Here is a 21,071-nt window from a genome sequence, read left to right as displayed (position 1 = left end):
GCGGCGTTACGAGATCGCCGCGCCGACCATGAACCCGGTGCCCAGGTACATGCCGGCCTGGACCCAGGCGGCGGGGTGCGGACGGCTGCCCTCGTCGTCGAGGACGACCGCGCCCATCTGGCCCGGCGTGACCACGCCGATCACGATGCCGACGACGGTCATCACCAGCACCCCGGCCAGGCCGTACAGCAGCGTGCTGACCAGGCCGTAGCCGAGGCCCTGTTCGGACTCGCTGGCCTCGATGGCCTTCATGATGACCAGGCCCACGGCGACGGACTGGCTGCCCAGCAGGACGGCCGCACCGCGGTTCCGGTCGGTCCATACCACGTGGTACAGCTTGCCCGGCGTGACGAGGTCGAGCGCGATGAAGCCGACGGCCATCACGACGAGACCCGCGATTCCGTAGAGCAGGGCCTGTCCGGTCGACTCGAAGATCTCGGTCACTGCGTTGCCTTTCTTGGGGGCGGGGTCGAGGCGTGATCAGGTGCTGTGCGAGAGGAGCATGGGATGCGCCGGGTGGTGTTCGAGCCGGTCACCGGGCGCTACTTGCCCTCGCCGGGGCCACCGCCGCGGAAGCTCGCGCTGTTCGGGTTCGGCCAGTAGGTGAGGTGCCGTTGGTGGCGGTGGTAGCCGTTGCGGTAGTCCTCGATCTCGATCCGGCTGCCGCTCCGGTACGGCGAGACGGTGACCATGTCGTCGCCGTAACGCAGGAACTCCATCCTGTCGCCGGAGGCACGGTCCTCAGATGCGCGCTTGGAGTGGATCGCCTGGGCGACCTCGCTCGGACTGCTGCGCGGGTCGAGCCAGTCGCCCCCGGTCGCGGTGTACGTCTTCCTGATCCACTCGCGCGGGACCGCGTCGCTGTCCCCGTCGCTGGAGCAGGCGGTGAGCAGGGTCGCGGCCAGCGCGGCCGCCACCGCCGCGCGGACGAGTCGGGCGCTGTTCATCGGGCCTCCAGCCGGCTGTACGTCGATACGATCTGGCCGTTTTGCGGATACGTGTGCCAGGTGCGCCAGACGAGCCCGGGACCGTGTGGTCCCTCGACCGTCTCGACGACCACCGCGGTGACCGCCTCCGGCGAACCGGGGAAGACTCCGCACAGGCTGTGCTCGGCGTCGGCGGCCTGGCCGAGGACGCGCGCCACCTCGGCACCGAATTCCGCCGGAATCAGCCGGTGCGTGGTGGCGCCGAAATCGTAGCCCCAGCCCGGTAGTTGCCGGGCGCAGGTCTCTGGCAGACCCCTCACCGCGCCCTGCAGACAGGCCACCGTCTCTCTCACGGGACCGGCGAACACCTGGTGCGAGGCCCCCAGCAGCCGCAGCCGCACGTCCAGCCCGCCCAGTGACACCGCACGTTCCGCCAGTGCCGGACGCTCCGTCAAGTCCAGCGAGAAGCAGAGTTGATCCGCATCCGTGTCCAGATAGGGAGCATCCAGAGAAACGGCGTACACACGGCCCCCCGGTCGTTACTTGCCATGATCAGCGCCCGATTATGACACATGCGTTCGTGGCACTTGGAGAGGGGGAGACAGGCTCCGGATGTGGGCTCAGGCTAGGCGGTCCAGGGGCCAGGTCGTGGCGGGCGGAGGATGCCGGAGGCGGCACCGGACGGGGCTGCTCCGGCCGGAGCGAGGCGTCCACGGCGGGGCGGGTGCGTGAGCTGTGGCCGACGCGCGGCCGCGCCGGTGCCCGCAGCCGGCAAACGGGCGTCAGCCTGCTCCGAGTGACGTTGCCGGTGGCCGCCGCGCTCGCCGCCGTGTCACGGAGCGGCACCACCTGGGGAGCTGTTCGCCGTTGCCGGGCCGCTTGTCGGCGCACAGCGCCAGGCGCAGGAGACGCAGGGTGAGCAGGGCCTGCGCGAGCAAGTCGTCGGCGGCGTCCAGGGCGAGCCGCGCGTGGTCCAGGCGGCCTGCGCCGACGTGCTCTTGGGCGTCCAACAGGGTCGCCGCCGCGCGTGCGATGCCCGGCGGCTCCGGTGCCGCGTTGCTGCCGAGGTCGCGGCTCCAGCCTGCTCAGCCACTCCCGACGTACGGCGACTCCCGCTCGATGGACACCGTGCCGTTGAGTCCGGCACTGGCGAAGCCGCGGTCGGGTTCGGTGTAGAGGACGAAGTGGGCCCACCCTCGGGCGGGATCGTATACCGGCTGTAAGTCGATCGGCTGGGAGGTCAACTGGTAGGACTCCTTGACGTGTTGGGCCCGCGCCGGGGCGGCTGAACGACAGCGCACTAGGCCAGAAGACGGAAGCAGCTGAGGCCGGGCCGCTTCGGCACGGATGCCGTCCTGCCGGCAAGTCTCGCCAGCCCCCGACCACGCGGGCCGCGTGTTGGACCACCGCGGTGACATCGCTCGCGACCGCCACGCACCGCACGGAGGGGTGCGGGGACGGCCGACGGCAGCCGCGGCCGCGGCTATGGCGCCTACTGCCCGCCGCCATCGACAGCGTCGAGGGCGCGCTTGAGCAGGCTGCGTGCGTCCGGACGCTACGGTGCGTCGATCTCGCTCCAGAACCCGTGCGTGAAGATCAAGGCGGTGAGACAGAACCCCCGGGCGGACCCGATCCGGCCCGGCAAGTCTCAATGTTCCAATGCGTCGGGTGGCCTTTGTACCCGTTCGCCTATCTCTCGGTGGCCTTGGACGCGGTAGCCCGTCGGCTTGAGACCTCGCGGGACGGCGACAGCGACCAGGACGGTGAGTGGGCGCTCTTCGTCTACAAGCGTTCCACGTCGACCGGGTGGAAAGACCCGACTTCGTGAACGCGACCACGCGCGCCCAGGACGCCCATGTGGAGGAGGCCCGCCTGCTGGCCCTGCGCGGACAGTACGAGGAGGCCATGCCACTGCTCGAAGAGGCGCTGCCCTTCGGAAGGCCGCGAAGCGCCGTCCTGCTGAACCAGCTCCGGCATCTGCTGGCTCCGAGCGACTCCCGGGATTGCGGCAACCTGGTGGCCGACCCGCGCTACCTGCCCGAGATTCTGCCTGTGGAGGCCATGACGCCGGCGCGCGGCGGATGGCGGCTGGGCGGGGACGATCACTGGCTCGGGATGATGACCGCCCGCGGGGCGGCCCGGAAGACCGCCGAGGCCGTACTGAGCGCGATGCGGGACGGTACCCATCGCTACGCGCCTGCCGGCCCATGGGGCCGGGTCGCCGCAGAGGCCCGGGATTCAGCCCGCTGGGGTTGCTCACCGATCCGGTCCTGGGGCCGCTGATCACTCCTGAGCGTGGGCGGGAGATCCTCGCGACACCGCGGCTTGCGCACCCCTTGCCGGGTGTAGCTCCGACGGCCGATCACGGTCTTGACCCGGGACAGCGTCCACCGCGGGTCAGGCCAGCCGTGCGCCACCGGGCCCTTCGCCGACTCCGCCTCCGGCACGGCGAACCGGGCCTCGCTCAACCGCGGCGGCGAAGCGGATCCCGCAGACCGCAGGGCCCGAGGTCCTCCCTTGTCCCACAACCTGCGCCAGCGCTGGATGGAGTGGACGCCGACTCGTAACTCCTTCGCGATCGCCGAACTCGGCTCACCCTGCGCGAACCGCTCGGCGGCCACCGTGCGGATCCCCTCGCGGAACTGCCGGCGCTCGTCCGACAGGCCGCCGCCCTGCGCATACCTCATGACAACGACGCACCCCGAGGATCAAGCCCTGTGAGCAGCAACGAAAGCCCGAGTTCAAGCTGAGTAACCGCACGGCGGCATACTCGAAGCAGGCCTGATGGTAGAGCTCGTGAAAGGCCCAGAAGGCCGACGGCAACATGTCGGTGGATTCCTGCACCACCTGCTCTCGGGTGGTCTCCGACTGCCCGTGTGGAGGCCGCGCTTCGGCGCCAGGGCGAGCCCGTCGGCCCGCCGCGCTGCGACGCGGGACCACGACAAGACGTCGTCGCACGTCAGGTCGTAGAAGAGTCGTACGTCAGATCGTAGAAGAGCGGAAATGACTTCATCCCGCTCTGAACCTCGTGTGCTGGACATCACGCACCCGGTGCAGCTACGTGCACAACAACTTGCTGCATGCGGCACAGGTGGCGGGGCGTCCGGCGGATGGGGCACGGTAATTCGTGTGCCTGCCGGATGGTTGTACCGAGAAATGACCATCTCCAAGCCAGTCTGTTCGGCCTTTCGGAATGGGCACTTGAGAGATCCAGGTACGCCCGGATGATTCGTTGCCGACGCACAACTTCTGCACTGAGCAGAAGGAATTGAGGAACGATGCAGAGTCTTCAGATGCCGACCGAAGCAAAACCCGATTCCCGGATCGAACAGGTGACGCCGGAGCGCATCGGTGGGCAGTGCCGTACGCACCTGGCGAGCACCCCCACGGAGCTCCTGAGCGCGCTTCCCCTGACCGTGGCCGCGGAGCGTTCGGTGAACGCCGGCCGTGGGATGACCCGCCGTGTGCTGAGCGGTGACGACGACCGCCTGCTCGTCGTGGTCGGCCCGTGCTCGGTCCACGACGTGGACGCCGGTCTCGCGTACGCGAAGTCCCTGGCCGAACTGGCCGCCGACCTCGCCGACGACCTGGCGGTGGTCATGCGGGTGTACGTCGAGAAGCCCCGCACCACGGTCGGCTGGACCGGGCTGCTCACCGACCCGGCTCTGGACGGCAGGCCGGATCTCAATCTGGGGCTGCGAACGGCCCGGACGTTGATGCTGGAGGTCGCCGAACTGGGGCTGCCCATCGCGACGGAGTGGCTGAGCCCGGCGGCTCCGCCGTATCTGGCCGACCTGGTCTCCTGGGGCGCCATCGGCGCACGGACCGTGGAGAGCCAGGTGCACCGCCAGCTGGCGAGCGGTCTGCCCATGCCCGTGGGCATGAAGAACGGCAGCAACGGCTCGGTGACCGTCGCCGTCGACGCCATCCGGTCCGCGGCCGCCCCTCACGCCTACCTCGGCATCGCCTCGGACGGCAGGCCGGTCACCCTGCGCACCAGCGGGAACCCCGACTGCCACGTGGTGCTCCGGGGCGCGTCGGGCCGGCCCAACTACCGTGCCGAGGACGTGCGCGAGACGGCGCGCCTGCTGAAGGCGTCCGCACTGCCGACTGGCCTGGTCATCGACGCCAGCCACGGCAACAGCGGCAAGGACCACGACCGCCAGGCCCTGGTCGCCCGGGAGATAGGGGCCCAGGTCGCGACCGGCGACATGGACATCCGCGGCGTCATGCTGGAGGGCTTCCTCATCCCCGGGCGTCAGGAACTCGGCCTCGCCGAGCCCGTGTTCGGCCAGAGCGTCACCGACGCCTGCATGGGCTGGGAGGCCACCGTCGACGTGCTGCGGGACCTCGCGGCCGCGACCCGCGAGCGCCGCGCCGCGACGGCCACCGCCCGCTGACCGCCTCACCCCCGTACGCGCCGCGACTCGCCGGAAGGAACAGGAGAGCGAGCATCATGCTGGACATCCCCGCGCTGGGGCCGACCGGGCCCTATCGGACGCGGAACCGCACCACCGTGACGGACGCCTCGGGCAACCCGGCACTCGAACTGGCCTCGGTCCCGGGCCTGGTCGTCTCCCACTGGATCGATCAGTTGCGCGTGAGCGCGCCACTGCCCGTCGCAAGGACGGCGGAAGTCCTCCGGAAGGCGGCCGACGTCTTCGAGAACCAGGTGATCCTGGGAGACGGTCTGGAAGCCCATGAGCGGCGGCTGGCGGAGCTGACGGGCACGCCCATCGCCATCGTGCGCGAGTGCGACAGGCTCATCACGGCGACCCTGCGCGACGTGGGACGGATGCCGTCCGCAGCCCGGCCCACGGGTTGCGCCCCCGTCGGCACCGCCGTGTCCGACGCGCCATCGGCGGGCGCCTCGTGGCGCCGCACCGGCGACGTCTTCGCCGTGCACGCGGCCGGCAACAGCCCGGGGGTCCACGCCATGTGGCCGGAGGCTCTGGCACTCGGCTACCGGGTCGTCGTCCGCCCCTCCAACCGCGATCCGCTCACCCCGCTCCGCCTCGTCACCGCGCTGCGGGAGGCCGGGCTGCCGGCGGCGCAGCTGGTCGTGGCGCCCTGCGACCACGCGACGGCGGATCTGATCGTCGAGCACTCGGATCTCGCCATGGTGTACGGCGGTCAGGACGTCGTGGACAGGTACCGGGGCCGGGCCGACATCCGGCCGCAGGGACCGGGCCGCTCGAAACTGGTCGTGACCGCCGACGCGGACCGGCACACCGGGCTCGAACTCGCCCGCACGGGCGTGCTCCACCACGCGGGGACCGCGTGCACCGCGACCACCGGCGTGCTGGTCGAGGACGAGCCGGCGGGGTTCGCCGCCGAACTGGCCACCGCGCTGGGCAGGGTGGCACCGGCCCACCCCCTCGACGACGCGGCGCTTCTGCCGTGCCTGCCGGCGGCCGATGCCGAGCGGCTGACGTCAGCGGTCCTGCAGCGGGCACAGGACGCGGTCGTGCACCTGGCACCGAGGGTCGAGCGGCTCGCCGGCGAGGGCTCCCTGTCGGCCGTGACGCCCGCGGTCGTGGAACTGACGTCCCCGAAGGACCCGCTGCTGTCGTACGAGATGCCCTTCCCGTGTGTGTGGGTCGCCCCGTTCGAGCGCGGTGCGACGGACGTTCTCGACGGATCGCTGGTGCTGTCGCTGCACACGGAGGACCTGGAGCTGGTCACCGCGGCCTCGGATCTCACCTCGGTCTCCAATGTGTACCGGAGCCTGCCGACCTCGTGGACCCATCCGGACGTCCCGCACGACGGCTTCCTCGGCGAGTTCCTGATGCGCGCCAAGGGGCTGGCCCGGACGGACATGAACGAGAAAAGGAGCGACAAGTGAAGATCAACTCCCGGAGTGACCTCGACTTCATGGAGCGGATACAGCAGGAGGTGACCGCTCACCGCCGCGTCTCCCCCTCCGACGACGCCTACTACGCGTCGAAGCTGGCCGAGACCTGGCAGCGCGCGCGGCAGACATCCGCCTATGCCTCGCTCGACACGTTCTCGACGCGGGCTTTCCGTGATCTGCCGGCGACGTCCAAGGACGACCTCAAGTCCCGGCCCCTCGACTTCCTGCGGGTACCGGTCGACGCGGGGCTGAAGTACTACCAGACCACGGGGACGACAGGGACCCCCACGCCCACGCCGCGCACGGCCCAGGACATGATCGCCAACACCGTGTCCGTCGCCGAGGCCTGGCGCGGCATGCTGGCTGACAGTGGTCACCGTGCCCTGATCCTGCTGCCCTCGGACATCGTGCCGGTGGCCGACCTGATGGTCGGCGTCTGCGAGTTCCTGGGAATTCCCCACGTCAAGGCCTACCCGTACACCACCGGGATCTCCGACTGGGACCGCATCGTCGGACTGTGGGAGGTCTTCCGGCCGACCGTGCTGTTCGTGGCGCCCGGCGTGCTCCTGGAGTTCTCCCAGGTCATCAAGAGGCGCGGCCTGCTGGACCGGCTGAGCGAGTCCGTCGACCTGCTCATGCTGCTCGGCGAGGTGAGCACCCCCGAACTGCGCACCATGGCGGGGCACTGGTGGAACGCGCGTGCCTACGACGCGAGTTACGGCAGCACCGAGAGCGGCACGCTGTCCGCGTGCTGCGCGCACGACCGGCTGCACCTGCTGCGCGGGGCCAACTACTTCGAGATCGCGGACGAGAACGGCATCACACCCGCCGAGGCCGGACGCGAGGGCCGGCTCGTCGTCACCCCGCTCAACAACGACGCCCGCCCCCTGCTCCGCCTCGACATGGGCGACGAGGTGTCCCTGTCGGACGGCTGCCGGTGCGGCGCGGACACCCCGGTGGTCACGGTCCACGGCCGGGGCAGCGACGGGACCCGGATCAAGGGCAGCCGGGTCCGCACTCGCGACCTCGAAGGCGTCGTCTACGCGGGCCGCGACGTGATGGGCTATTTGATCGAGACCGACGAGCGCGGCACCTGGGCCCGGCTGCTGCTGGAGCGGGACCCGGGCACCGACCGGACCGCCGAGTCCGCGAAGAACGACCTCATCCAGCGGCGCACGGACGAACGCCTCGGCTTCCGGTGGGACGAGGTCCGGTTCGTCAACCGGCTGCCGGTGACGACGAAGAGCGGTGGTTCCCAGAAGAGCTGGAAGCGGTCCAACTTCCGGGTCGTGGACGAGGCGGTGCCGGCATGACGTACGACACGCTGCTGAGGTCGTCCGGAGTGGTCTCCGGGGAGTCGGACCTGTGGTGCACCTACGCGGCGGTACGGACCCTCGGCTGGCTCGGCCGCGTCGGCGACCTGCCGTCCCCCGAGACCGCCGCCGGCTTCCTCGCCTCCCGGCAGAACTCCGACGGCGGATTCGCGTGGTCGGCCGGCATGAGCTCCGACGCCTGGGCGACCTACTACTGCACCCAGACCCTGGCCGATCTGCCGACCTCCAGCCGTGGCACGGTCCGCGCGTCGAGCTCCGCATGGGTGTGGAGCGCCGCCCACCCCGACGGCGGATTCGCGATGACGCCCGGTCAGGCGTCGGACGTGTGGGCCACCTACTACGCCGTACGCACCCTGGTGGAGATCTTCGGTGAGCAGCCGCCTCCGGCGCTGTTCGACTGGCTGGCGGCGCTTCAGGCCGAGGACGGCGGACTGGCCTGGAGTCCGGCTCACGCCAAGGGCGGCGCGTCCGACGTGCGGGCCTGCTACTACGCCGTCACCGCCTGGCACACGGCCACCGGCGGAGAGGGTCCGCTGCCGTGGGACCGCGAGCGGCTCACGAGCTGGCTCAGGGGACGGCAGAGCGCGGCCGGCGGGTTCACCTTCCAGGAGGGCGACGAGACGGACTGCCTGTGGGCGACCTTCCGGGCCACCGGTGCCCTGAGCCGCCTTGACGAGACCCCGAGGGACCCCGAGGGCTGCGTCGCCTGGATTCGGGCCCGGCTGGGGCCGACAGGGTCGTTCACCCGGTGGCCCGGCTATCCCGTACCGGACGTGTGGGCCGCGTTCTGCGGGGTGGGAGCGCTCAGGGAACTCGGCGCCGAGCTGGACGACCTCGCCGACGGGGTGGTCGAAACCGTGCTGTCCTTCCGGACCCCTCAGGGCGGCTTCACCTATCGCACCCCAGGCCTCGCCTCGGACGTCCTCACCACCTCGGCCCACCTGATGGCCGGCCGCCTCTCGGAAACCGGGGAGCGCGAGGCCCTGCGGTGGACGGAGAGCTGCATGCTGCCCAACGAGAACGGCATCATGTACATGCCCGGCCGAGGGAGCGAGGTGCGGTGCACGCTCTGGGCCCTGTCGGCGGGGGCGTTCGAAGAGGACGCCCCGGCCCGTGCCCGGATCGCGGGTTGGCTCACCGACGGCATCCAGAACCCCGACGGCGGCTTCGGCTACTGGGAGGGCCGCGCGTCCGACATCGTGTCGACGGCCGCCGCCGCCGAGATCCTCCACCGGATCGGCGGCGACTCCGTCGCCGGCCACCTGCGGGACATCGCCGAGTACGTCGCCTCCTGCGAGACGGCACCCGGCCAGTACGCCAACGTGCCCGGCGGCCGGTCCACGCTGCGGGCCACCCTGCAGGCCCTGCGGGCGCGGCACCGGGCAGTCGGGGCGGACGGCGCCCTCGCCGGTGAGGCCCTCGCCCGGCACCGGGTCCGCGGCGGCGGATACGCGAACGAGGGCAACCGGGTCCCCGACCTGCTGAGCACCTACGAAGCCGTGCTGGCGGCGGACACGTTCGGCCTCGACTGGGACTCCGGCCATCTGGCGAAGTTCCTGGACAGCGTGCGCACGGCGGACGCCGGGTTCGCCTGGACCCCCCTGATGGCCACGAGCGGCGGCCCGCTCGCCGACTGCCTGGGACGGCGTCTGGAACTGCGGCTGTCTCCCGAACGGCACACCCTGCCGCCCCTGGCCCTCTCGTGAAAGGCGCGTGATCTTGCCGACCGTCGATGTCACCAGCACCCCGCTGACCCCCTCCGCGCGCCTGAAGACCGCGCTGCGCCTCACCCGGTGGATGGCCGCGCACGGTTCCGAGGCAGCGCACGTCGTGGTCTCCTTCCGAACCGCGCAACCCATGGAGTACTTCGCCGGCGGGATGCCGCTGACGACCTTCGAGGACGACACGGGCCAGAACCGGCACGCCCGGTGGGCGTCCGTCGTGTGCCACATCCATCCCGACCGCGACCACGCGTACCGGGCCGAGCTGGCCGAGGAGGTCAGGCAGGCGCTCGGTCTCGGCACGGACACCGCCCACCTGACGGTCAGGTTCCAACCCACCCAGCCCGACCGGGTGTTCTACCTGGAGTCGGGGTCGATGACGAGCGCCGAGCCGCAACCGGCCGGCCGCTGACCAGGAGAAAGGTTCCCCATGCACACCCTTGACCAGACCGAGATCAGCAACCGCGTCCTGGCCGTCCTCGAGAAGCGCTTCGGCGACGCCGCCCGTGCATTGACCGCTGACGCGGACCTGTCCGACACGCTGCCGGGTTTCGACAGCCTGGCGGCCCTCGAGTACGTCAACTCCGTCGAGGGCGAGTTCGGCATCGAGGTCGACTTCGTCGGCGACGACGTGCGCCACTGGTTCAGCACGCTCGGCCGGACCACCGAGTACGTCCGCGAGCGCGTCGAGGACATGACGGCATGACGGAGACGACGGTGACTCCTACGCACGCGTCCCGGACCGGGGGCCGCCACGACGAGATCCGCTTCGGCACCTCAGGCAGCACGGGAGAAGCACGTCACTGGTTCCGGCTCCCCCACCAGATGGAGCGCGAGGTGGAGCTGATCGGCACGCGGTTGGTCGGCCCGGTCGATCGCGTCCTCAACTACGCCCCGCCGCAGCACCTGTTCGGCGCGCTGTTCGGCCAGTGGCTGCCCCGCATCGCGGGCGTTCCCGTCCACCAGGCGTGGGCCGATCCGTTCGCCCCCCTGCCGGTCTCCCCCGGCGAGCGGGTCCTGGCCGTCTGTATCCCGATGGCCTGGGACCTGCTGCGCCGTAGCCTGCCGGTGCTGGAGCGCGCGGGTTCGGTCGTCGCCCTGCACAGCTCCGCGGCCGCGCCGCCCACGGCCCACGAACTCGTCCGCCGAGCCGCTCCGCTGCTGCGGGCGCACGAGATCCTGGGATCGACCGAGACCGGAGGCCTCGCCCACCGGCCTCTGCTCCCGGAGGGACCCGAGGGAGGTGACGCGGGCCCCTGGCAGGCCCTCCCCGACGTGTCCTTCGTACGGGACGCCGGCGCACCGACGCGCGGGCCGGAGGAACTGGTCATCCGTGGCCCGCGCCTGGCCCGCCCGGAGCACGGGACACGACCGCCCGACCGATGGGCCACCGGAGACCTGGTGGAATTCACCGGGCCCCGCGCTTTCCGGCTCGTCGGGCGCAGCAGTTCCCTGATCAAGGTGAACGGAGTCAAGGTCCATCTCGCCCGGGTCGACGAGCAGCTGAAGGCCTGTCTGCCGCAGACGGAATGTGTCGTACTGCCGCTGCCCGACGACTCGCTCGCCGGCGAGGGATACGTGGTCTTCTGGTCCGGCCGGGGCCATGCGGTGGGCATCGCGGACGTCAGAGCGGCTCTCCGGGATTTCCCGAGCCCGTCGCAGATCGTGGAGCTGGCGGGCATCCCGAGGACTCCCACCGGAAAGCCGGACCGGAGCGCCCTTTTCGCGGAGTTCGCTCCCACCTCCGCGTGAAACCCTCCGCGCTCTTCTGAAGCCGCTCTTCTGAACCCTCTCTTCTCAAGCAGACATCATCCGAAGCAACACATCATTGGAGTGTTCGACTCTGTCCAGGTTGATCGTGGTGACCGGCGCGAGCGCCGGCATCGGCAAGGCCACAGCGAAGCGGTTCGCCGAGAACAACGACAAGGTGCTCCTGATCGCACGTCAGGAGAAGCGCCTCACGCAGGCAGTGGAGGAGATCGGGTCGAGCGTGCCCGGAGCGGACGTCGAGCCGCTCGCCCTCGACATGTCCGACGCCGGGTCGGCGGAGGTCCTGCAGAGCCGTATCAGGGCGACGGGGCTGCCCGTCGGCGCGCTGCTGTGCTGCGCGGGCGCGGTACCGCAGTCCGAAGGCGCGGACGCGCAGGACGTGAAGTCGGTCCTGGCGGAATGGCAGGAGGCGTACCAGGCGAACGTCATGACCTCGGTCGTCGCCGTGGAGGGCCTGCTGCCCCTCATGGCCGAGGGCGGCAGCATCGTGCTCTACAGCTCGATCGCCGCCTACCGGGGCTCCGGCGGAACGGGGGGCTACGGCGCCGCGAAGGCGGCGCTCCACTCGTACGTCCACACCCTCGCGACGCGCCTGGGGTCGCGCGGCATCAGCACCAACGCGATCGCGCCGGGATACGTCGCGGACACCGACCTCTTCGGCGGCGCCCTCCCGGCCGCCCGGGAGAGCATGCTCGTCCGGCAGACCGCGCTGGGACGTGCGGGCGATCCGGTGGACGTCGCGGAGCTCGGCTTCTACCTGTGCTCGAAGCCGGGTGGCTATGTCACCTCACAGATTCTCCAGATCAACGGCGGTTCGCAGCACGGCGTCTGACGGCCGCCCGCCTCATTCCATCCCGTCCGTTCAAGAACGAGAAAGCACGGTGACCCGCCATGAACGCCCGTGAACAGGCCGACGCACACGTCCGAGCCATGATGCGCTGGCACTTCGACCCGGCCACGGGCTCCCGGTACTGGCTGGAGCGCCGCGACCGGCTGGGTTTCGATCCGGTTGAGGCCGTGCGGTGCGTCGATGACCTGCTGAGGTTTCCCAACCTGGTCGACGAGCTCCGGGACGTCCCGGTCGAGGACCTGATCCCCCGCGGCCTGGACGCGACGGAGAAGGTGTCCGCCGTCTACGAGAGCGGAGGCACCACCGGAGCTCCCAAGCGCTTCCTGATGTTCGAGAACTGGTTCGACCAGTACATGGCGTGGGAGAACTCCCACTACACCGACGACGGCCAGGGGCACACGCTGGCCGTGGCACCCAGCGGCCCCCACATGCTCGGCGAGTACTCCCGGAGGATCGCGCAGGCCAGGGGCGGGATCCGGTTCTCCATCGACCTGGACCCCCGCTGGGTCAAGCGGCTCATCGCCTCCGGTGACACCACCGGCGCGGGCACCTACGTCGACCACCTCGTCGACCAGGCCGAACTGGTCCTGCGGTCGCAGGACATCGCGTTCCTGATCACGACACCTCCGCTGCTCGCCCGGCTGGCCGAACGGGCCTCGGTCCGCGCGCTGATCGAGGAGAAGGTCCGCCTGGTGATCTGGACCGGGGCGCACATGGACCCCGACACCCTGGACTACCTGTCCACGGAGCTTTTCCCCAAGACGCGGTTCCGCGGGTCGTACGGCAGCACCTCCGTCCTCAGTGGCACGGTCCAGCGCCCCGACCCGGAGGGCACGGGCGACATGGTCTTCGACTCGTACGCCCCCTATGTCTTCTACCGCGTGGTCGACCCCTCCTCCGGTCGGCCGGTCGAGTTCGGGTCGGAGGGGGCCGTGGTCATGAACTACCTCACCAGGTACGGCCTGGTGCCCAACAGCCTCGAACGCGATCTGGCCACACGGATACCCAGCCCCACAGGGGTCGGGGACTCCCTGCGGAACATTCGTCCGGTCGCCGAGGTGGACGGCCAGAAGCTGATCGAGGGCGTCTACTAGGGACGCTTCCCGCTGTCCGGGAGGAGCAGTACACATGCCACACGTGTCCACGGTCCAGCGTCTCGAACTCGACGGAACCGGCCTGTCATCCCGTGCGGTCGCCGCGGCGGCGCGCCACGGGGGCGGCGACACCGGGGTGGCACTGGGTGCCGAGGCCGTCGAGCGGATGCGGGCCTCCGTCGGCCTCAAGGAGACGTTGCTGGCCCAGGAGATCCCCGTCTACGGCGTGACCACGGGCTTCGGAGACAGCTGCGTCCGGCAGATCTCGCCGGACAAGGCGCACGAACTCCAGCGCAACCTTGTGCTCTACCACCTCAACGGGGTGGGACCGGCGGCCGTACCGGCGGTCGCCCGAGCCACCATGATCATCAGGGCCAACGCGCTGGCGAAGGGCTTCTCGGCGATCCGGCCCGAGGTGGTGTCGACCCTGCTGGAGTGCCTGAGCCGGGACGTTCTGCCATTGATCCCCGAACGTGGTTCGCTGGGCGCAAGCGGTGATCTCGTACCGCTGTGCTACCTGGCCGCCGCGCTGATCGGCGAAGGGCAGGTCCTGCACCGCGGCACCGTGCGTCCGGCGCTCGACGCCCTGCGCGCCGAGGGCATCGAGCCGGTGCGGCTCGCGCCCAAGGAAGGCATCGCGCTGGTCAACGGAACCTCCTTCGCCGCCGCGTACGCCGTCCTCGCCGCCCGGGACGCCCGGGAGCTGGCCTTCGTCGCCGAACTCGCGACGGCCATGACGCTGGAGGCTCTGCACGGCAACGCGTCCGCGCTGCATCCTTTCGTCCACGCCGGCAAGCCGCACGCGGGCCAGGTCCGCTCCGCCGAGGTCATCCGGACCCTGCTGGCGGGGTCGCGGCTCGCCACGTCCTTCGAGGACATCCTGGTGCGCCGCGAGAAGCCGGCCGGGCGAAGCTACCTCCAGCTGAACGAGAGGATCCAGGACAAGTACTCGGTGCGCTGTGCCCCGCAGATCATCGGCATCACCCGGGACACGCTCGCATGGGCGGAGAGCTGGCTCGACACCGAGATCAACTCCGCCACCGACAATCCCCTGTTCGACGTCGACGAGTCCGCACTCCACCTCGGCGGAAACTTCTACGCGGGCCATGTCGGACAGGCCATGGACAGCCTCAAGACCACGGTGGCCGGCCTGGCCAACCTGCTCGACCGTCAGCTCGCGCTCGTCGTGGACGAGAAGTTCAACGAGGGGCTGCCACCCAACCTGGTCGTCGCACGCCACGCGGACGATCCCGAGGCGGGGCTGCACCACGGGTTCAAGGGGATGCAGATAGCGGCCTCGGCCGTCACCGCCGAAGCCCTCAAACAGACAGGGCCGGTGTCGGTGTTCTCGCGCTCCACGGAGGCGCACAACCAGGACATCGTCAGCATGGGCACCATCTCGGCCCGTGACGCGCGCACCGTCAACGGCCTGGTGCGTGAAGTGGCGGCCATCCATCTGCTCGCCCTCGCCCAGGCGATCGAACTGCGAGGCGTCGACAAGGCGTCACCGGTCATCCGGGCGGTGCACGGGCTGATCCGGGAGCACAGCGCCTTCGTCACTCACGACCGCCGGCTGGATCAGGACATCAAGGCGGTGATCGGCCTCATCGAGAGCGGGGCGCTGCGGCGCGCCGCCGGGTTCCCCGACAACGCCTGAAGAAACCGAAGCACCACGCCGGGCGTGGTGCGTGACCGAGGAGTCCCTCTCATGTCTCTCATGTCGAAGAAGAAGCTCGCCCTGTTCAGTGCGGTCGGAACCGCGGTGGGGGCACTGGGGGTGTCCGCCGCGCTCACCGTCCCTGCGCAGGCCGGGCCCCAGAAGGTCATCGACCTTGCCGTGGACAACGACGGGGTCGTGAAGACCGATGTCGGCGAGCACGGGTTGAGCGTCGGAGACGAGTTCATCTACGCCGACAAGCTCTTCCAGGACGGCGAGCAGGTCGGTCAGGACGGCAGCTCCTGCCAGGTGACCGCGCAGGACAGCGAGAAAATCACAACCAACTGCGTCCTGTCGGTGCAACTGCCGGACGGACAGATCACCGCGCAGTCGCTGTGGACCAAGGGCAGCGACACCGTGCGGATGGCCGTCACCGGGGGCACCGGCGCCTACCGCGGCGCCACCGGCGAACTGACGTGCAACGACATCCAGACTCCGCACGAGACCTACCGCATCACTCTGGACAGGCCCTAGACCCCTTCGGGGAGTTCCGCGTCCCGGGGGCTGGCCATGTCCAGCAGCAGCATCGCGTCATGGTCCGGCGTACCCGGCGTGGCCTGGTAGCTGACGAGGCGCTGGCCGTCCGTACGAGAGATCGCCATCACCTCGTAGCTGAGGCACATCGAGCCGACCTCCGGGTGCTGGAAGTGCTTCTGGCCGCCACCCCGCGCCTGCACGTCGTAGCGCTCCCAGAGCCGGGCGAACTCCGGGCTCTTGACCACGAGCTCGCCGACGAGCTGGGTCAGCTCCGGCATGTCGGGGTCGGCTCCCGCCATCGCCCGCAGGTGGGCCGCGCTGTGCGCAGCCATCTTCTCCCAGTCGCGGTACAGCCGGCGGCCCATGCTGTGCAGGAACATGTAGCGGGTGAGGTTGCGGTGCTCCGGCGGCCAGTCCGTGATGCCGGGGAAGAGACGCAGCCCGGGGCGGTTGGCGGCCAGCAGGTCGTTGGCGCGGCTGACGACGTACGACGGTGAGGGACGCAGCGTCTCCAGCAGGGTGCGCACCGACTCCCGCACCGCGCGCGCCGGCCCCGGGGACGGCACCGGCGTCCGGCCCGCGGCCAGGGCCACCAGTTCGTGCAGCCGCTGCAGCGCCTCGGGCGAGAGCTGGAGCGCCTCGCCGAGCGCGGTGACGACGGCGGGTGAGGGCCGGGTCTCGCTGCCACGCTCCAGTCGCGTGAGGTAGCCGACACTGACCCCGGACAGCGTCGCCAGTTCCTCGCGGCGCAGCCCCGGAGTGCGGCGGATGCCCGTGCCGGCGCGCAGGCCCACGTCCTGTGGGTGCACTTGCGCGCGGCGCGCACGGAGGAAACGGCCCAGTTCCGTACCTTCGCTCATCCGTCCATTGTCGCAAAGGGTCGCGCGTCCAGGGGGGCCGTATCAGGGACAGGCACGACGCTGCCCCCCACGGCTCGGTCTGCCTGAGGGCGCGTGGGCCGGGCACGCTGGTTCCATCCCCGTTTTCCGTGTCCGCCGTTCGTACCCGCCGTCCTTTTCCGTAGCCCACATCCGATCCATGACCGCACACATGACCGGCTCCATGGCCGATCTCAGGTCCGATTCCGTGTCCCGACAGGGACGACGACACAGTGAGGAGCACTCCACAATGAGCGTGACGCAGTCCAGGAAGGGCGCGGAAACCGAGGGGAGCACGAGTATCCGGGGTGAGCCCGGGCCGGCGGGTTCGGCCACCGCGGCTCTGGTCGCCGCCGTCCTCGGCTTCTTCGTGATCACACTCGACGTCTCCGGTGTCAATGTGGCGCTCCCCGCCGTGGGACACGACCTCGGCGGCTCGTTGTCCGGGCTCCAGTGGGTCGCCGACAGCTACACCCTGATGTTCGCGGCGCTGATGCTCTCCGCCGGCGCTTTCTCGGACGCGGTCGGCGCGCGGCGCGCATACGGCTGGGGGATCGCCGTCTTCACCGTCGCGTCGCTGGCCTGCGCGGTGGCGCCGACGCTCGGTGCGCTGACGGCGGCGCGGGTGGTCCAGGGGAGCGCGGCAGCGGCGATGGTGCCCGCCTCGCTGGCGCTGATCCGACAGGCGTTCCCCGATCCGGACGCGCGGGCGCGCGGCATCGCCCTGTGGACGGTCGGCGGCGCGGTGGCCATCGCCGCGGGGCCCGTCCTGGGCGGGCTGCTCACCACGGAATGGAGCTGGCGTGCCGTGTTCTGGCTCAACGTGCCTGCCGGCCTTGCCGCTCTCCTGATCCTGATGCGAGCGGCACGCTCCGCGCGCCACCGAGTCGAGTTCGACCTGCCGGGGCAGTTGACGGCGGTCGTGGCGCTGGCCGCGCTGACCTTCGCCGTGATCGAGGGCGGGCACGACGGGTTCACCCGTACGGTGCTGGCCGCGGCCGGGGTCGCGGTGGTGGCCGGGGCGGGTTTCGTGGCCGTCGAGGCGCGGCGGCGCGCGCCGATGCTGCCGCTGGAGCTGTTCCGGCAGCGCGGGGTCAGCGTGCCGGTCGTCGCGGGCTTCGCCTGCAACGCCGGCTTCTACGGCGGGGTGTTCGTGCTGAGCCTCTTCTTCCAGGAGCAGCGGGGGCAGTCAGCCTTCTCCGCCGGACTGATGTTCGTGCCGATGGCCGTGGTCACCGCCTTCTTCAACTACTTCTCGCCGAGGGCGGTCTCCCACCACGGCCCGCGGAAGGTGGTCGTCACAGGGCTGCTGATCACCGCGGTGGGCAGCGGCGGGCTGGCCGCCGTCGACACCGGCACGCCCCCGTGGGTGACCGCCCTGCTGATGATTCCGCTGGGCATCGGCGGCGCCCTCGCCATGCCCGCGCTGACCTCCCTGATGCTCGACAGTGTCGCCGCCGAGCGCGCCGGCACGGCGGCGGCACTGCTCAACACCAGCCGCCAGACAGGCGGAGCGCTCAGCATCGCCGTCTTCGGTGCGCTTCTCGCGGGGGACTTCGCGCCGGGGATGCGGGAGAGCCTGCTGCTCGGCGCCGGCCTCCTGGTGGCCAACGCGCTGGGCGCGGCGGCCCTGCTGCCGCGCCGCTGAGGACAACGTCGGGTGTGCCGGGCGCCGGCCCGGCACACCCGACGCATGAGCGTGAGCGGCGCTCCTCGGCTATTCCAGTGCGTCCTTCGGCCATTCCAGTGCGTCGAGGACTGCCTGGGTGACTTCTTCGGGACTGCGGCCGTCCGTGGCCACGACCACCCGGGCGACCTCGGCGTACAGATGGCGCCGCGCCTCCATCAACTCCTGCCACCGCGCAGGCGCGTTGACTGACAGCAGGGGCCGCGCCGCGTTCAGCCCCACCCGCCGCACCGCCTCCTCGACGCCCATCGAGAGATGGACGACCCTCAGACCGGCCAGCGCGGCGCGCGTGTCCGCGTCCAGGATCGCGCCACCGCCCAGCGCGAGGACACCGTCGTGCCCGGCCACGGCCCGCCGCACCGCTCGCTTCTCGATCGCGCGGAACCCCGGCTCGCCCTCGTCGACGAAGATCTCCGCGATGGTCCGCCCCTGTTCCCGCACGATGTCGTCGTCGGTGTCCCGGTAGCCGACCCCGAGTCGTTCCGCCAGCAGCTGCCCGACAGTGGACTTGCCCACGCCCATGGGGCCGACCAGGACGGCCTTGGGACGGGTTGCCCCGAGACCGAGCGTGGTCCGCCCGGCCCGCCGCATCGCGTCCAGCGGAGCCCGGACCCGGCCGGTCATCCGCTCCACCTGCAGCACCGCCTGGTGCACCAGCAGGTCGAGTCCGCTGACCACGGGCCCGCCGAGCGCGGACCAACGCGCCGCGAGCGCGGTCGGCCAGGGATCGTAGAGCACGTCGAAGAGTGTGCCGGGCACCTGCGGCACCTGCGGAGCGAGGGCGTCCGTCACCCCCGCCGGTGTGGTCGACACCACCAGTGGCGCGCGCAGTCCTCGCGCCGCGTCCGCCCAGTCCGCCGTACGGACGTCGACACCGAGCCGCTCGCCCCACTCCCGCATCTGCTCCGCACGACGCGCACCGCGGACGTACGCCACGACCTCCCCGGTGCAGATCCCGGCCAGGGCGGCCAGAGCGGAGGAAGCGGTGGCCCCGCCACCGAGGATCGTGGCCGAGTCGACCTGTTCGACGCCGTGTTCGTGCAGTGCGGCGACCATCCCGGGGATGTCCGTGTTGTCGCCCAGGCGCTCACCGTCCTCGGTGAACACCACGGTGTTGACCGCCTCGACGGAGCGAGCCGTCGCACTGATCCCGTCGAGCAGCGGGATCACCGCGCGTTTCAGCGGCATGGTCAGCGACAGTCCCGCCCACTGCGGGCCGAGGCTCTCGATGAAGCCGGGGAGTCCTGTCTCGTCGACGTCGAACCGGTCGTACGACCAGTCGGTGAGCCCCAGTTCCGCATAGGCGGCGCGGTGCAGTACCGGCGACAGCGAGTGCGCGACCGGCGAGCCCAGCACGGCTGCCCGGCGGACCTGCCCGCTCATCGGATCGCCGGGTTGTCGAGGTACGACCGCACGTTGCGACACGTCTCGGTCACCGAGTCACCGCCGAACTTCTCCGCCACCGCGTCCGCCAGGACGAGCGCCACCATCGCCTCGGCGACGATGCCGGCCGCGGGAACCGCGGACACATCCGAGCGCTGGTGGTGTGCGGCCGCCGTCTCGCCGGTGGTCACGTCCACGGTGCGCAGGGCATGCGGCACGGTCGCGATCGGCTTCATCGCGGCTCGCACCCGCAGCAGTTCACCAGTGGACAGCCCGCCCTCGGTACCGCCGGAACGGCCAGAAGCACGCCGGACACCCTCGTCGGTGTTGACGATCTCGTCGTGCGCCTCGGAGCCCGGCACCCGCGCCAGACCGAAGCCGTCACCGATCTCCACCCCCTTGATCGCCTGAATGCCCATCAGGGCGCCCGCGAGCCGGGCGTCCAGCCTTCGGTCCCAGTGCACATGCGAACCGAGGCCCACGGGGACGTCGTAGGCGAGCACCTCGACCACACCACCGAGCGTGTCACCGTCCTTGTGTGCCTGGTCGATCTCCGCGACCATCGCCTTCGACGCATCCGCGTCCAGACAGCGCACCGGGTCCGAGTCCAGCCGCTCCACGTCGGCAGGCGTGGGATACACGCCCTGCGGGGCCACGGCGCCCGCCAGCTCCACCACGTGGCTGACGATCTCGATACCGGCCGTCTCCTTCACGTACGACCGGGCCACCGCACCGAGCGCCACCCGAGCCGCCGTCTCCCGCGCCGAGGCCCGCTCCAGAACCGGCCGGGCCTCGTCGAAGCCGTACTTCTGCATACCGGCGAGATCCGCGTGCCCGGGCCGCGGCCGGGTCAGCGGGACGTTACGTGCCAGGCCGGCGAGGATCGCCGGATCCACCGGATCGGCCGCCATCACCTGCTCCCACTTCGGCCACTCCGTGTTGCCCACCGTGATCGCCACCGGCGATCCCAGGGTCAGACCGTGCCGGACGCCGCCGAGGAAGGTGACCTCGTCCTGCTCGAACTTCATGCGGGCACCGCGCCCGTAGCCGAGTCGGCGCCTCGCGAGATGATCCGCCACCATGGCCGTGGTGATCGGCACGCCGGCGGGAAGACCCTCCAGCGTCGCCACGAGTGCGGGACCGTGGGACTCCCCCGCGGTCAGCCAGCGCAACCTGCTCATGTCAGAGGTGCTCCTTCGTCATGTCGGCCGAGCCGACGGGGACTTCGTATCGGGCGAACCGTCGCCGCATCCCGTTGTGGAAACCCGGGAACGTCTTGACGGCACGGTGCGGGCCGTCCGGAGGGCACGCGTGCATTCCTTCCCACGGGGAACGTGAATGCGGCGCCGGATTCCTGGTCGGAGACGCCGCGATATCAGC

General features: G+C 70.8%; 20 protein-coding genes and 3 pseudogenes. 13 read left to right on the top strand and 10 right to left on the bottom strand.

What is annotated here, in order from left to right; all coding sequences use genetic code 11:
- Positions 1-6: 6 nt before the first annotated feature.
- The 5 genes from SLINC_RS44965 to SLINC_RS48325 form a co-directional block, all read right to left on the bottom strand.
- On the bottom strand, positions 7-444 hold the full coding sequence (locus tag SLINC_RS44965; protein ID WP_067444495.1) for a DUF350 domain-containing protein: 438 nt from the start codon (positions 442-444) through the stop codon (positions 7-9).
- Positions 445-542: 98 nt separating this feature from the next.
- Entirely contained in the window at positions 543-947 is a 405-nt protein-coding gene (locus SLINC_RS44960; RefSeq protein WP_067444492.1) for a DUF4247 domain-containing protein, read from the bottom strand.
- A complete protein-coding gene (locus SLINC_RS44955) occupies positions 944-1,450 on the bottom strand; it encodes a DUF2617 family protein (protein ID WP_067444489.1) in 507 nt (168 codons plus the stop codon). Before SLINC_RS44955 ends, SLINC_RS44960 begins: the two co-directional genes overlap by 4 nt.
- A gap of 258 nt (positions 1,451-1,708) precedes the next feature.
- On the bottom strand, positions 1,709-1,936 hold the full coding sequence (locus SLINC_RS44950) for a hypothetical protein (protein WP_067444486.1): 228 nt from the start codon (positions 1,934-1,936) through the stop codon (positions 1,709-1,711).
- Positions 1,937-2,011: 75 nt separating this feature from the next.
- Positions 2,012-2,170, bottom strand: a complete 159-nt coding sequence (locus SLINC_RS48325) for a hypothetical protein (protein ID WP_159425427.1) — start codon at positions 2,168-2,170, stop codon at positions 2,012-2,014.
- Between the two features lie 473 nt (positions 2,171-2,643).
- Here SLINC_RS48325 and SLINC_RS47780 point away from each other — a divergent pair.
- Positions 2,644-3,304, top strand: a pseudogene (locus SLINC_RS47780) (SMI1/KNR4 family protein); the annotation flags it as partial.
- Here SLINC_RS47780 and SLINC_RS50665 read toward each other — a convergent pair.
- Positions 3,244-3,613, bottom strand: a pseudogene (locus SLINC_RS50665) (helix-turn-helix domain-containing protein); the annotation flags it as partial. The pseudogenes SLINC_RS47780 and SLINC_RS50665 sit on opposite strands and share 61 nt — an antisense overlap.
- A gap of 606 nt (positions 3,614-4,219) precedes the next feature.
- Here SLINC_RS50665 and SLINC_RS44940 point away from each other — a divergent pair.
- The 11 genes from SLINC_RS44940 to SLINC_RS44890 all read left to right on the top strand — a co-directional run bounded on the left by SLINC_RS44940 (position 4,220) and on the right by SLINC_RS44890 (position 15,740).
- A complete protein-coding gene (locus SLINC_RS44940) occupies positions 4,220-5,326 on the top strand; it encodes a 3-deoxy-7-phosphoheptulonate synthase (RefSeq protein ID WP_067444480.1) in 1,107 nt (368 codons plus the stop codon).
- Positions 5,327-5,382: 56 nt separating this feature from the next.
- A complete protein-coding gene (locus SLINC_RS44935) occupies positions 5,383-6,771 on the top strand; it encodes an aldehyde dehydrogenase family protein (RefSeq protein ID WP_067444477.1) in 1,389 nt (462 codons plus the stop codon).
- The gene (locus SLINC_RS44930; RefSeq protein WP_067444474.1) at positions 6,768-8,093 is read left to right on the top strand and encodes a phenylacetate--CoA ligase family protein; all 1,326 of its coding nucleotides are present in this window, start codon (positions 6,768-6,770) and stop codon (positions 8,091-8,093) included. Before SLINC_RS44935 ends, SLINC_RS44930 begins: the two co-directional genes overlap by 4 nt.
- Entirely contained in the window at positions 8,090-9,820 is a 1,731-nt protein-coding gene (locus SLINC_RS44925) for a prenyltransferase/squalene oxidase repeat-containing protein (protein WP_067444471.1), read from the top strand. Before SLINC_RS44930 ends, SLINC_RS44925 begins: the two co-directional genes overlap by 4 nt.
- 13 nt (positions 9,821-9,833) lie before the next feature.
- Complete coding sequence (locus SLINC_RS44920) at positions 9,834-10,247, top strand: hypothetical protein (RefSeq protein WP_159425426.1); 414 nt, start codon at positions 9,834-9,836, stop codon at positions 10,245-10,247.
- Positions 10,248-10,265: 18 nt separating this feature from the next.
- Positions 10,266-10,541 carry an acyl carrier protein gene (locus SLINC_RS44915; RefSeq protein WP_067444464.1) on the top strand — a complete coding sequence of 92 codons (276 nt, stop codon included), beginning with the start codon at positions 10,266-10,268 and terminating at the stop codon, positions 10,539-10,541.
- The gene (locus tag SLINC_RS44910) at positions 10,538-11,587 is read left to right on the top strand and encodes an acyl-CoA synthetase family protein (protein WP_067444461.1); all 1,050 of its coding nucleotides are present in this window, start codon (positions 10,538-10,540) and stop codon (positions 11,585-11,587) included. Before SLINC_RS44915 ends, SLINC_RS44910 begins: the two co-directional genes overlap by 4 nt.
- A 106-nt stretch (positions 11,588-11,693) precedes the next feature.
- Entirely contained in the window at positions 11,694-12,437 is a 744-nt protein-coding gene (locus SLINC_RS44905; protein WP_237282095.1) for an SDR family NAD(P)-dependent oxidoreductase, read from the top strand.
- Between the two features lie 59 nt (positions 12,438-12,496).
- The gene (locus SLINC_RS44900; protein ID WP_067444458.1) at positions 12,497-13,549 is read left to right on the top strand and encodes an acyl-CoA synthetase family protein; all 1,053 of its coding nucleotides are present in this window, start codon (positions 12,497-12,499) and stop codon (positions 13,547-13,549) included.
- Between the two features lie 34 nt (positions 13,550-13,583).
- Positions 13,584-15,206, top strand: coding sequence for an HAL/PAL/TAL family ammonia-lyase (locus SLINC_RS44895; RefSeq protein WP_067444455.1), 1,623 nt, complete (start codon positions 13,584-13,586; stop codon positions 15,204-15,206).
- Between the two features lie 51 nt (positions 15,207-15,257).
- Positions 15,258-15,740 (top strand): allene oxide cyclase barrel-like domain-containing protein, encoded by a 483-nt coding sequence (locus SLINC_RS44890; RefSeq protein ID WP_067444452.1) that lies wholly within the window; start codon positions 15,258-15,260, stop codon positions 15,738-15,740.
- On the opposite strand, the gene SLINC_RS44885 is transcribed toward SLINC_RS44890, so the two are convergent.
- Entirely contained in the window at positions 15,737-16,603 is an 867-nt protein-coding gene (locus SLINC_RS44885; protein ID WP_067444449.1) for a helix-turn-helix transcriptional regulator, read from the bottom strand. The two genes, SLINC_RS44890 and SLINC_RS44885, sit on opposite strands and share 4 nt — an antisense overlap.
- Before the next feature lie 268 nt (positions 16,604-16,871).
- Between SLINC_RS44885 and SLINC_RS44880 the strand changes: the two genes are divergently transcribed.
- Positions 16,872-18,269: an MFS transporter gene (locus SLINC_RS44880; protein ID WP_079165042.1), complete on the top strand. Its 1,398-nt coding sequence runs from the start codon at positions 16,872-16,874 to the stop codon at positions 18,267-18,269.
- Between the two features lie 69 nt (positions 18,270-18,338).
- Here the strand turns inward: SLINC_RS44880 and SLINC_RS49855 are convergent, their stop codons facing one another.
- The 3 genes and pseudogenes from SLINC_RS49855 to aroC form a co-directional block, all read right to left on the bottom strand.
- Complete coding sequence (locus tag SLINC_RS49855) at positions 18,339-18,830, bottom strand: shikimate kinase (protein ID WP_237282094.1); 492 nt, start codon at positions 18,828-18,830, stop codon at positions 18,339-18,341.
- Positions 18,831-18,872: 42 nt separating this feature from the next.
- Positions 18,873-19,691 (bottom strand): annotated as a pseudogene (locus SLINC_RS49850) (shikimate dehydrogenase); the annotation flags it as partial.
- Positions 19,688-20,872: a chorismate synthase gene (gene aroC, locus SLINC_RS44870; RefSeq protein ID WP_067444446.1), complete on the bottom strand. Its 1,185-nt coding sequence runs from the start codon at positions 20,870-20,872 to the stop codon at positions 19,688-19,690. The gene aroC and the pseudogene SLINC_RS49850, both read right to left, overlap by 4 nt.
- Between the last annotated feature and the right edge of the window lie 199 nt (positions 20,873-21,071).

This window comes from Streptomyces lincolnensis (assembly GCF_001685355.1).
Classification (GTDB): domain Bacteria; phylum Actinomycetota; class Actinomycetes; order Streptomycetales; family Streptomycetaceae; genus Streptomyces; species Streptomyces lincolnensis.
This window is presented reverse-complemented; position numbering and strand designations above follow the sequence as displayed.